The sequence below is a fragment of the Rhodopseudomonas sp. genome (assembly GCF_036404135.1).
GTDB lineage: Bacteria > Pseudomonadota > Alphaproteobacteria > Rhizobiales > Xanthobacteraceae > Rhodopseudomonas_A.
In genome coordinates this window covers 1-12126 of record NZ_DASWPE010000134.1, presented here as the reverse complement: position 1 = coordinate 12126, position 12126 = coordinate 1, and the positions used below count along the sequence as shown (strand labels likewise).

Below are 12126 nucleotides of genomic sequence, written 5' to 3'. Positions count from 1 at the left end.
TTTGAAGAATTATTTTTATATTTCATAAGATTAAGGTTAACCATGGCCCCCCTAAAAAAACTCAGGTTCTGTCACTATATTCCGGTATGCTTGGAAAATCTTTGGATGGAAAACATCTAGTCTAAGAGCTTTTAATAGGACTCATAGAAAATAATGCAGCCATGATTGATTGATTTCATCTCAAGAAGGAAATAAGTCAACATTATTGCAAAAAGCCATTCACCATCATAATTTTTTAAGAGTAAGAAAGATAATAGTAATGTCTTTGTAAGTGGAAAGATGAATAAATTTGGTGACTTGATGTCAACATCATTATTAGATCCGGATCGGCAGCGTCGCTGTGCCCGGCCCGGTGGTGAAGCTGGCGATCACCAGGTCATCGAGCGACAGCGTGAACGCCAGCATCCAGCCGGCGGCGATCGCCGGCCAGATCAGCGGCAGCGTCACGCTCAGGAACGCGCGCAGCGGCGTGCAGCCGAGATCCATCGCGGCTTCTTCCAGGCTGCGGTCGAGCGCGCCCAGCCGCGACTGCACCACCACCGCGACGAAGCACATCGTCAGCGTGGTATGGGCGATGGTCACGGTCCAGAACCCGCGTCCGGCGTCGAGCGCCACGAACAGCAGCAGCAGCGACAGCCCGGTGATCACTTCCGGCATCACCAACGGCGCGTACAGCATGCCGGAGAACAGCGTGCGGCCGCGGAATTGGCCGCCGCGCGCCAGCGCCACCGCGGCCAGCGTGCCGATCAGCGTCGCCGCGCTGGCCGAGGCGAGCGCCACCCGCAGGCTCATCCAGGCGGCAGCGAGCATCGCCTGGTCGTTGAAGAATTCGGTGTACCAGCGGGTCGACCAGCCGCCCCACACCGTCACCAGCCGCGAGCCGTTGAACGAGTAGATCACCAGGATCACGATCGGCAGATAGAGGAATGCCAATCCGAACGCCAGCGCAGCGACGTTGAAGCGCGACAGCTTCATGGCGCGCGCCCTCTGCTCCCCTCCCCCTTGCGGGGAGGGGTCGGGGGTGGGGGTCGGAAATTGAGGCCGAGCCCCTCGTCCACCCCCCTCCCTGACCCTCCCCCGCAAGGGGGGAGGGAACAGGCCGTGCAAGTATCAAGGCCCCTCACCGCCTGCCCACCTCCGCCCTCACCATCTCGTCCGGCGTCATCCTGAGGAGCCCGGCGAAGTCCGGAGGACGAAGCCGGGCGTCTCGAAGGATGGGCTGCAGGCAGCGTCGAGGCAGCCGCCTGCACGCGCGGCCGCATCCTTCGAGGCTCGCCCAAGCGGGCAAGCGTCTCAGGATGACGGCGCTGAGGATAACGGCGCCGGGGATGCAGAGAGCCCCTCACCGCCCGCCCTCCAGCTGGCGGCGCTGCAGCCGCTCATAGGCCAATAGCGGCACCAGCAACAGCACCAGCAGCAGCACCGCCAGCGCCGAGGCCACCGGCCAGTCCTTGTTGGTGAAAAACTCCAGCCACAGCGTCTGCCCGATCATCATCGAATCCGAGCCGGCCAGCAGATCCGGAACCACGAATTCGCCGACGATCGGGATGAAGCACAACAGCACACCGGCCGCGACGCCGGGCAGCGACAGCGGCCAGGTCACCAGCCAGAACGCCCGGCGCGGCGAAGCGCCAAGGTCCTGCGCGGCTTCCAGCAGCGCGGGAGGAATCTTCGAAAGCGTCGCATAGAGCGGCAGGATCATGAACGGCAGATAAGAATAGACCAGGCCGAGCATCATCGCCGTATCGGTCGACAGCCACACCAGCGGCGCCGACACCAGATGCAGCTTCAGCAGCATCTGGTTGAGCAGCCCGTCGTGCTGCAGAATGTTGATCCAGGCATAGATCCGGATCAGGAACGAGGTCCAGAACGGCACGATTACCAGCATCATCGCCAAGGCCTGAAAGCGCCGCGGCAGCCGCGCCATGGCGTAGGCGATCGGGTAGCCGATCAACAGCAGCAGCGCGGTCGACGACGACGCTACCGCGAGGCTGCGCAGATAGGAGCGCCAATACAGCTCGTCGGCGGCGAGCAGCCGGAAATTGTCGAGCGACAGCGCGGCGAACGCCGCCTGCAGCGCCTCCCAGCCGACCGACAGATCGAACAGCGGCAGGTAGGGCGGCTGCGCGATCACCGCCTGCGACAGGCTGATCTTCACCACAAAGCCGAACGGCACCAGGAAGAACGCCAGCATCCAGAGGAACGGGCCAATCGCCGCCAGCCGCGCCGGGCGGGTGAAATTCCGCCGCGCACTCATCGCGGCAACACCACGCAATCGTCCGGCGCAAACCACGCCACCACGTGCTGGCCGCGGGCGAAATCGTCGACCTCGACCCGCGCGGTATTGGCGAGCTGCGCCCGCAACGTTGCCCCGGCGTCGAGCTTGACGGTGTAGCTGGTCAGCCCGCCGAGATAGCTGACATCGCTGACCACGCCGTCGAGCCGGTTCAGCGCGCCGGCGATGGCCGGGTCGGCGACCGGGCCGCGGCGTGACAGCTTGATCTTCTCCGGCCGCACCGCCACGCCGATCGCGGCGTTGGTCGAAACCGGCTGCCGCGGCGGCGCCACGCTGAGCGTGGCCGCGTCCTTCGTGGTCACGGTCAGGCGATGGGCGTCCTGCGCCGCGACGACGCCGTCGAGAATGTTGATGTCGCCGACGAATTCCGCGACCCAGCGCGACGCCGGCGCCTCGTAGAGCTGCCGCGGCGCCGCCACCTGCTCGAGCCGGCCGGCCGACATCACGCCGATGCGGTCGGCCACCGTCATCGCCTCGTCCTGGTCGTGGGTGACGATGACGAAGGTGGTGCCGAGCCGGCGCTGCAGCTCGATCAGTTCGCGCTGCGTCGCCTCGCGCAGCTTCTTGTCGAGCGCCGCCAAGGGCTCGTCGAGCAGCAGCAGCCGCGGCCGTCGCGCCAACGCGCGGGCCAGCGCCACGCGCTGCTGCTGGCCGCCGGACAATTGATCGGGGCGGCGATCCGCCAGCCCCTCGAGCCGCACCAGCGCCAGCATCTCGGCGATCCGCGCCTTGATCTCGGCCCGCTTCAGCCCGGCGCGTTTCAGGCCGAAGGCGATGTTGGCCCTGACGGTGAGATGCGGAAACAGCGCGTAGTTCTGGAACATCATGTTGACCGGACGCTGATGCGGCAGCACCGAAGCGACGTCGCGGCCATCGAGCAGGATGCGGCCGGCGTCCGCGGTCTCAAACCCGGCCAGCATCCGCAGCAGCGTGGTCTTGCCGCAACCCGAGGGCCCGAGCAGCGCGAAGAACTCGCCGGCCTTGATCTCGAGCGACAGCGCATCGACCGCTTTGAAGCCGCCGAACCGCTTCTCGACCGCCTCGATCCGCAAAAGCGGCGCCTCGGGCGACGCCGGCGTCGCGTCGATCGTGGCCTGGTGATCCGTCATCGCAACAGCCAACCCCCGGGGTCTAGGCTAGCGATGGATCGAGGCGGGCTCAACCTCGGCGCAGCAGCGGCCACAGCTTTGTGCGGGAAAGCGCGGCGACGCCGTCAAGCGGTGGCGCGCGAGACCGCCAGCCGCGGCCCGGAGAGCCCGACCAGCCGGGAATATTGTTCGATCGGCGCCGGCTTGCCGATGAAATAGCCCTGCACCGCGTCGCAGCCTTCGGCGACCAGGAAGTCGAGCTGCTGCTGGGTCTCGACGCCCTCGGCGACGATCGAGACGCCGAGCCCGTGGCCGAGCCCGATCACCGCGCGGACGATCGCCGCGGATTGCGGATTGTGGCCGAGGTTCATCACGAAGGCGCGGTCGATCTTGATCTTGTCGAACGGAAACGCCTGCAGATAGGTCAGCGACGAGTAACCGGAGCCGAAATCGTCCATCGAGATCCGCACCCCGAGCGCGGTCAGCCGGCGCAGCAGCGACAGCCCGCGGTCGAAATCCTCGATCAGCACGCCCTCGGTGATTTCCAGCTCCAGCCGGCTCGGCTTCAGCCCGGTTTCCAGCAGGATGCCGTGCACCGCGCTCACCAGATCGCTGTTAAGGAATTGCGCCGGCGACAGGTTGACCGCGATCTGCAGCGGCTTGCTCCAGGACGCTGCCTCGCGGCAGGCCTCGCGCAAAATCCATTCGCCCATCTCGACGATCAGCCCGCTCTCCTCCGCCAGAGGAATGAAGTCGCTCGGCGGCACGAAGCCGCGGGTCGGATGAAACCAGCGCGCCAGCGCCTCGAAGCCGACGAAATCCTCGCCGCCGATCCTTGTCGATCCCTTGGCCTGCGGCTGGTAATGCAGCGACAATTCGCCGTTCTTGATCGCCGCCGAGAGATCCTGATGCAGCACCCGGCGATCGCGGATCTGCCGGTCCATCTCCGGCTCGTACAGGCTGACCGAGCCGCGCAGCTTCGCCTTGGCGCGGAACAGCGCGGCGCCGGCATTGGCCAACAGCGAGGCGGCGTCGGCGCCGTTGGCCGGAAACACCGCGATGCCGGTGGTGACGCCGATCCGCACCTGCTTGCCGTCGATCAGGAATCCGCCCGCCACCGCCCGCGAGACTTCTTCGGCGAGGTCCAGCGCCGCGGCCGGCTGCGGCCCGTCGATGATCAGCCCGAATTCGTCGCCGCTGAGCCGCGACACCACGCCGCCGCGCGACGACAGCTGGATGCAGCGCGCCACCTCGACCAACAGCTTGTCGCCGACGGCGTGGCCGAACACGTCGTTGATCTCCTTGAGGCCGTCGAGATCGACCGACAGCACGGCGAATTCCTCGGTGCTGTCGCGGCAGGCCTCGATCATCTGCGCCAGCGCCTGCAGGAACGCCAGCCGGTTCGGCAGATCGGTCAGCCCGTCATGGTAGGCCATATGCGCCATCCGCGCCTCGGTCTGGCGGCGGTCGGTGATGTCCTCATGGGTCTTGATCAGGTATTGCGGCGCGCCCTCGCCGTCGACCACGGTGACGCGGCGGGTCAGGAACAGCCGCAGCCCGTCCTTGGTGCTGATCGGGTGCTCCTCGGTCATCAAAGAACGGCGGCGGATCGCATTGGCGTCGCGCTCGGCGATCAGCTTGGCTTCCTTGGGATTGAAGATGTCCAGCGCCGACAGTCCGATGGCGTCCTCGCGGCGGCGGTTGAGGATGGCTTCGGCGCCGCGATTGGCGAACAGATAACGGCCGTCCTGCGCGCTCTGCACGGTGAGCGAGATCGGAATGTTGTCGACCACCTGTTCGAGGAATTTCTTGGTGTTGAACAGTTCCTGCGACAGCGATCGGCGCTCGGTGACGTCCTCGAACAGCGAGATCAGGAATTCCGGTCGGTTCTTGTCGTCGCAGGCCACCACCCGCCTGGTATCGATGACGCGGTCGCCGCCGCCGACATCGACGATCAGTTCGGCGCGCAGCGGACCCTGCCGCGCTTCGATCGCGACGCGGTCCGCGGCGCTGATGCAGGCCGCGGTCTTGGTCGGAAACAGCTCGCCGGTGCGCTTGCCGAGAATGCGCTCGCGCGGCATCCCGGCGAATTGTTCGAACGCGCGATTGGCCAGGATGTAGCTGCCGTCCTCGATCGACTTCGCCGCCACGCAGACCGGGATATTGTCGATCACCGATTCCAGGAATTGCTTGGCGGTCGCCAATTGCCGGGACAGTTCGCGTTGCGGGGTGCAATCGTCGTGGGTGGCGATCGAGCCGCCGTTCTCCAGCTTGGAGAACTTCACCAGGATCGAGCGGCCGTTGGGCAGATCGGCGATATGGCCGGCCGGATTGGACGCGGTCCGGTAGAATTCCTCGGTGGCCAGGTCCAGCACGCCGCGGCTGCGGCGCAGTTCGAGCAGCTCTTCGCCGGTGAGATCGGGCGCAATATCCGAGCGCTGCAGCCCATAGATCTCCAGATAGCGGTCGTTGATGAACATCACCCGGCCGTGGGCGTCGACCATCACCACGCCCTGATTGAGACTGTTCAGCGCCGAGCTGACGAACAGCCCGCGGCGATGATGCGCGAGCCGGATCCGGCGCAGGTTCGACATCGCCCAGATCGCGATCGAGGCCAGAAACGAAACGGCGACGAAGCCGCCGATCAACAATTCCCAGATCACGTCCGCGTCGAACGATCCGATGTAGCTTGCGGGAGTGAATTCGGAGGCCGTCGCCGCACCGGCGGTCGCCGCGCTGGCCAACAGACAAGCTGCAACCGACGCGGCGAGCTGCGGCGTGCCACCCACCTGCCTTTTGTTGCCAGCCATAAACCACCCGGATATTTACCGATGGAGTATGGTGCGGAACGAGTATGAATCGCGTAAACGTATCAACCGCAAAAGCTGCATCTGCTATAAACTTGGCTGATTGCCCCGACATGGTAAATACTTTGCTAGCTGCGCCGGCGCTGCCTGGAAATCAGGCGCCAGGCCGATGCGCGCGATGCGCAACGACCCGGACTTTGCCCGCCTTGCGTCTTTGGACTGCCCATGGACAGCGTTGAATGCGTCGTGGTCGGCGCCGGTGTGGTCGGCCTTGCCATCGCGCGGCGGCTTTCGCGCGCCGGGCTGGAGGTCGTCGTTCTCGAAGCCGCCGAGACCATCGGCACGGTCACCTCGTCGCGCAACAGCGAGGTGATTCACGCCGGCATCTACTATGCCTCGGGGAGCCTGATGGCGCGGCTGTGCGTCAGCGGGCGGCGGGCGCTGTACGCCTACTGCCGCGATCATGGCGTGCCGCATCGGGCCTGCGGCAAGCTGATCGTCGCCACCAGCGCGGCTGAGATCGACCGGCTGCAATCGATCAGGTCGCATGCCGCGTGCAACGGCGTCGACGATTTGCAGACTCTGGAAGCCGATGCGGCGCGCGCGCTGGAGCCGGCGCTGCACTGCGCCGCGGCGCTGCTGTCGCCCTCCACCGGCATCATCGACAGCCACGCTCTGATGCTGGCGTTGCGCGGCGACGCCGAAGACGCCGGCGCGGCGTTTGCGTTTCATGCGCCTTTGCTGCGCGCCCGGGCGATCCCGTCCGGCTTCGAACTCGACGTCGGCGGCATGGCCGCGATGACGCTGCAGTGCCGGCTGTTGATCAATGCCGCCGGGCTTGCCGCCTGCTCGGTGGCCCGCAACATCGACGCGATGCCGATCGACCGGATTCCGCCGGCGTATTATGCCAAGGGCAATTATTTCAGCTGCGGCGCCAAGGCGCCGTTCACGCGGTTGATCTATCCGGTGCCGGAGCCCGGCGGGCTCGGCGTGCACCTGACCCTGGATCTGGCTGGCCAGGCGCGGTTCGGTCCGGACGTCGAATGGATCGACAGCATCGACTACCGCGTCGACCCGGCGCGCGCCGCGCGGTTCTATCCGGCGATCCGCCGCTATTGGCCGGGGCTGCCGGACGGCGCGCTGATGCCGGGCTATTCCGGGATCCGGCCGAAGATCGTGCCGCGGGCGGTGGCGGTGCAGGATTTCATGATTCAGGGCGCGGCGCAGCATGGCGTCGCGGGGCTGGTCAATCTGTTCGGAATTGAATCGCCGGGGCTGACCTCGTGCCTGGCGATCGCCGAGCTGGTTGGCGATCTCGCCGAGGCCCCCGCGCAAGCCGGCTGATCGTCGCGGCGCCGCGTCAGATTGTTGCAGTCGGACTGTTTCGGTCAGACTCTATTCTTGGCGCAGACGTTATTCTTGGCAGACGCTAAAGGGGGATACGCCAAGGCCGCTCCGCCGCTCGGGCGTGCGGGCAAGGTGAACGCTCAGGCACGGGGGCAAAGTGAACGCTCAGGCGCGGGGGCAAAACGCTCAAGCACGGGGGAAAAGTGAATGCGTATGCTGCGGCCCAACCCGGTCGCCATTTTGCGGGGCGACATCGTTTTGGTCTCGTCCGGGTCTCGTTCGGTTTTGCGCTTGCGGTCTTGCGCCTGCGCTTGCAGATCCTGGCAACAAATCCTTGTAAACAGTCCTGCAAACGCAGGTCCCGAGTCCTGCAAACGCAGGTCCCGCAAAATGCCTGGCAGATCCAGCTCCCAGCAAGTGATCATGTTGGATCACGGAACAGATCACTTGTCGGGTCGCTGGCGCGGGCGGCCTCGTAGTTGTGCTAGGGCTCCGCTCTAGTGCAGCGTGTCGACATTTTGTCGCAGCCGCATGATCTGGTCCCTGACCATCAGTTTGCGGCGCTTTAACTCAACAATTCGCAGGTCGTCTGTGGAAAGGTGAACAAGAGCTTCGTGCAGTTCGGTCTCCAAAACCTGATGTTTACGTTCCAGTTCAACGAGATGCGCTTGAAGAGCCATACCAAACCTCCTGGGTGTGAATGAACCTCAGACGTGATCCGGATCATGAAGCTTACATGACCTATTGCGGCTGTCGATAGGTATTCGAAAACGACGGCTTAGTATTTCCCAACGCCCTGCAACGAATTGTGAATGTTCGGCTTCCGACCTAAGTGCAAGATGAGACATATGGACCGCCGGCCAGGCTTAGTCGGGTGCGGTTTTCCACGAGGTCGCGCTTGCAAAAAGTTTTCGACTATGTCGGATCGTCGCGGTGCGCCTGCGACTTGCTAGCTCGGCCCGCAACGGCGATACTTCATTCGATCCATTCCTCCGCGACGCTTCGCGATTTCAAGTCAATCAAGTCATGACCGACGAAGATGAGCGCGAACTCGGCGCCGAACTCGCAAAGCTGCAGCAGGAACACCGCGACCTCGACGCGGCGATCGATGCCCTGCATCATTCGCCCGCGCCCGATCTGTTGCGGCTGCAGCGGCTGAAAAAACGCAAGCTCAGCCTGCGCGACCGGATCGCCTTCATCGAAGATCAGATCACCCCGGACATCATCGCCTGATCGCGGCCGCCATGCGCTGCTGATGCCGGATCGCCTTGCGCGCATACATCGCGCGATCGGCCGCGGCCAGCGCGTCGCGGGCGTCGGTGCCGGGTCCGAGCGGCGCGACGCCGGCGGAAATCCCGGTCGACGCCGGCTCTCCGCCAAATACCAATTGCAAGTCGTCGACCGCGGCTTCCAGCGCCTCGGCCTTGGCGCAGGCGTCGGCCTCGGTCAGATTCCACAGCAGCAGCACGAATTCGTCGCCGCCGAGCCGGGCCACGATGTCGGAGGCCCGCACATGATGCAGCAACACCCCGACCACCGCCTTCAGCACCTCGTCGCCCGCGGCATGGCCGAACCGATCGTTGATCGGTTTCAGCTGGTCGACGTCGAGCATGATCAACGCGCCGCTGGCGTGGTAGCGCTTGATGTAGGCGATCGAGCGGGCGAGCTCGCGCTCGAAGCCGCGGCGGTTGAAAATATCCAGCAGAAAATCGGTGTCGGCCGAGGCCCGCATCTCGTCGAGCCTGGCCTGCGCCGCGGCGAGCTGCGCCCTCAGCCTGCGATTTTCCAGATGGGCGGCCTTCAGCCGCGCCGCAAGCTGCTCGGCGGTGGGCGCTGCCGTTTTTGTGGGCTTGGCCCGGCTGCCGGCTTTTCGGGCAACCGGGGCGCTGGATTTGTTGCTCATGGAATCAAGACTTGCCGCTATTGACCAAGAAAGGATAGTCCATTCCGGGTGCCTTGCCAGCTTCAGCCCCGGCCCTATAATTTCCAGCTATCTTTTTGGATTCTCGAAAGAATCGATTGAATGACCAGCCCCGTCGCGATCATCATGGGAAGCCAGTCCGACTGGGATACCATGCGCCATGCCGCTGACACGCTGTCCGCGCTCGGCGTTCTGCACAAAGCCCATATCGTCTCCGCGCATCGTACCCCGGATCGGCTGTACGCCTTTGCCAAGGGCGCCAAGGCGGCCGGCTACCGCATCGTGATCGCCGGCGCCGGCGGTGCCGCGCACCTGCCGGGCATGACGGCGTCGCTGACCGAATTGCCGGTGCTCGGGGTTCCGATCGAATCCAAGGCGCTGTCGGGGGTGGATTCGCTGTATTCGATCGTGCAGATGCCGGCCGGCGTTCCGGTCGGCACGCTGGCGATCGGCAAGCCCGGCGCGATCAACGCCGCCCTGCTCGCCGCCAGCATGCTGGCGCTGAACGACCCGGCATTGAGCGAGCGGCTGGCGGCCTGGCGCCAGCAGCAGACCGCGGCGGTGCGGGAACAGCCGGAGGAATTGGCGTGAGTGGTTTGCAACGGGTCACGCTGAAGCCGGGTGACACCATCGGAATTCTCGGCGGCGGCCAGCTCGGCCGGATGCTGGCGCTGGCCGCGGCGCGGCTCGGCCTGAAATGCCAGGTGTTTTCGCCGGACCCGGATTCGCCGGCGTTCGACGTCGTGCAATACGCCACCTGCGCCGAATATGCCGACGTCGAGGCGCTGGAACTGTTCGCCAACGACGTCAGCGTTATCACCTATGAGTTCGAGAACATCCCGTCCTCGGTGGCGGCGATCCTGGCGTCGCGCCGGCCGGTGGTGCCCGACCCGGGCATCCTGCAACTGACCCAGGACCGCCTGGTGGAAAAGGATTTCGTCACCAAGCTCGGGATTCCCACCGCCGCCTATGCCGACGTCTCCTCGCCGCAGACGCTGCAGGCCGCGGTGGCCCGGATCGGTCTGCCGGCGGTGATCAAGACCCGCCGCTTCGGCTATGACGGCAAGGGCCAGGCGATCATCCGCGAAGGCTGTGACCTCAATGCGGTATGGGCCGAACTCGACACCCGCTCGGCAATCCTGGAAGCCCTGGTGCCGTTCGAGCGGGAAATCTCGGTGATCGCCGCGCGCGGCTTCGACGGCCAGGTGGTGTGTTACGACGTCACCGAAAACGAGCACCGCGACCACATCCTGAAGGTGTCGCGGGTGCCGGCGGCGATTCCCGAGGAGCTTGCGGCGCGCGCCCGCGGCATCGCCCAGACCATCGCCAACGCGGTTGGCTATGTCGGGGTGCTGGGCGTGGAACTGTTCGTGGCGCCGAGCCCGGACGGCCCGGTGCTGCTGGTCAACGAGATCGCGCCGCGGGTGCACAATTCCGGGCACTGGACGCTGGACGGCGCCTCGGTGTCGCAATTCGAGCAGCACATCCGCGCGGTCGCCGGCTGGCCGCTGGCGCAGCCGCTGCGGCACGGTTCCGTCACCATGACCAACCTGATCGGCGACGAGATCAACGACTATCCGAAATGGCTGGCGGAGCCCGGCGCCACCGTGCATCTGTACGGCAAACGCAGCGCCCGGGCCGGCCGCAAGATGGGCCATGTCACCGTGGTGGAGCCGCAGAAACCCTGATGCCAGCGGCGCCATCGCGGTGCACAGCCCATGAAAGATTGCGCTTCCGAGGTGGACTTTGCTGTTTTGATCTGATACATCCGCGCCCTTAAGGTTGAGGGCATGGCCTTTGTCGGCCCTTCGCTTTCTCAGAATTCCAATCCGATTAATGAAAGAGGATGCCGCGTGCAGGTTCTCGTTCGCGATAATAACGTCGATCAAGCCCTCAAGGCGCTGAAGAAGAAGATGCAGCGTGAGGGTATTTTCCGCGAGATGAAGCTCCGCGGTCATTACGAGAAGCCCTCTGAGAAGAAGGCCCGCGAAAAGGCGGAAGCCGTGCGCCGCGCGCGCAAGCTCGCCCGCAAGAAGCTGCAGCGCGAAGGCCTGTTGCCGATGAAGCCGAAGCCGGTGTTCGGCGCTGGCCCCGGCGGCGATCGTGGCCGTGGTCCGGGCGCCGGTGCTGGCGCCGGCCCGCGTGGCCCGCGCTAAACCAATCTGATTTCAGTTTCGACTGCATCGACGCGGGCCGCTCGGCCCGCGTCGATGTTTGTGCGTGGGGTCGCAGTGCGGCGGTTCTTGAGGCGCGATCGCTTGAGCCTCGTAACGTTGCAGGCAAAGGCCCCCGCGTAGATCGACTGCGGGGGGACGCAGCGTCCCAACGGGTCGTCCCTGCGCACAAAGGGACCCCTATGGCGCGGAGTCGCTTTAGCGTTTTCGAGCGAAGTGGATCCCGGTTCGCGTGAAGAAAACGCGTCAAAACGTCAAAATAAGAATCTAGAGCTCCGGTTCTGATTCTTTCAGAACCGAAATAGCTCTACAGGCCGCGGCCGAGGTGGTTTGTTGTCTCGGACGCCAGGGGTTATGGGTCCCTGCGTGCGCACTAAGGCATGCACACATCTTGGGTGCGACGGATTGACTCGGGTGTTGCTGGGGGGATTCCAGAATCGGGAATTCGTGTGATCTGTCTTGCGACACTTCGATTTTGACGGGGGTGTCGCAT

At 64.8% G+C, this 12126-nt stretch carries 10 protein-coding genes and 1 pseudogene; 5 read left to right on the top strand and 6 right to left on the bottom strand.

The features are described from left to right. Positions 1–318: 318 nt before the first annotated feature. From VGC77_RS16685 to VGC77_RS16670, 4 genes and pseudogenes are all read right to left on the bottom strand, one after another. Positions 319–975: pseudogene (locus tag VGC77_RS16685) on the bottom strand (ABC transporter permease); the annotation flags it as partial. A 367-nt stretch (positions 976–1342) separates the two neighbouring features. Further along, positions 1343–2257: an ABC transporter permease gene (locus tag VGC77_RS16680; protein ID WP_331172686.1), complete on the bottom strand. Its 915-nt coding sequence runs from the start codon at positions 2255–2257 to the stop codon at positions 1343–1345. Beyond that, entirely contained in the window at positions 2254–3405 is a 1152-nt protein-coding gene (locus VGC77_RS16675) for an ABC transporter ATP-binding protein (protein ID WP_331172685.1), read from the bottom strand. The genes VGC77_RS16680 and VGC77_RS16675 overlap by 4 nt, the downstream gene beginning before the upstream one ends. A gap of 104 nt (positions 3406–3509) precedes the next feature. Continuing rightward, entirely contained in the window at positions 3510–6194 is a 2685-nt protein-coding gene (locus tag VGC77_RS16670) for a sensor domain-containing protein (RefSeq protein WP_331172684.1), read from the bottom strand. A 222-nt stretch (positions 6195–6416) separates the two neighbouring features. On the opposite strand from VGC77_RS16670, the gene VGC77_RS16665 reads away from it, so the two are divergent. Beyond that, entirely contained in the window at positions 6417–7535 is a 1119-nt protein-coding gene (locus VGC77_RS16665) for an NAD(P)/FAD-dependent oxidoreductase (RefSeq protein WP_331172683.1), read from the top strand. A gap of 500 nt (positions 7536–8035) precedes the next feature. Here the strand turns inward: VGC77_RS16665 and VGC77_RS16660 are convergent, their stop codons facing one another. Then, on the bottom strand, positions 8036–8218 hold the full coding sequence (locus VGC77_RS16660; protein ID WP_331172682.1) for a YdcH family protein: 183 nt from the start codon (positions 8216–8218) through the stop codon (positions 8036–8038). Between the two features lie 346 nt (positions 8219–8564). Between VGC77_RS16660 and VGC77_RS16655 the strand changes: the two genes are divergently transcribed. Then, complete coding sequence (locus tag VGC77_RS16655; protein ID WP_011474365.1) at positions 8565–8771, top strand: YdcH family protein; 207 nt, start codon at positions 8565–8567, stop codon at positions 8769–8771. Here VGC77_RS16655 and VGC77_RS16650 read toward each other — a convergent pair. Beyond that, on the bottom strand, positions 8761–9441 hold the full coding sequence (locus tag VGC77_RS16650; RefSeq protein ID WP_331172681.1) for a GGDEF domain-containing protein: 681 nt from the start codon (positions 9439–9441) through the stop codon (positions 8761–8763). The two genes, VGC77_RS16655 and VGC77_RS16650, sit on opposite strands and share 11 nt — an antisense overlap. Positions 9442–9561: 120 nt before the next feature. On the opposite strand from VGC77_RS16650, the gene purE reads away from it, so the two are divergent. The 3 genes from purE to rpsU all read left to right on the top strand — a co-directional run bounded on the left by purE (position 9562) and on the right by rpsU (position 11615). Further along, on the top strand, positions 9562–10050 hold the full coding sequence (purE, locus tag VGC77_RS16645) for a 5-(carboxyamino)imidazole ribonucleotide mutase (protein WP_331172680.1): 489 nt from the start codon (positions 9562–9564) through the stop codon (positions 10048–10050). After that, entirely contained in the window at positions 10047–11147 is a 1101-nt protein-coding gene (locus VGC77_RS16640; protein WP_331172679.1) for a 5-(carboxyamino)imidazole ribonucleotide synthase, read from the top strand. Before purE ends, VGC77_RS16640 begins: the two co-directional genes overlap by 4 nt. A gap of 165 nt (positions 11148–11312) precedes the next feature. Next, the gene (gene rpsU, locus VGC77_RS16635; RefSeq protein ID WP_331172687.1) at positions 11313–11615 is read left to right on the top strand and encodes a 30S ribosomal protein S21; all 303 of its coding nucleotides are present in this window, start codon (positions 11313–11315) and stop codon (positions 11613–11615) included. Positions 11616–12126: the final 511 nt, after the last annotated feature.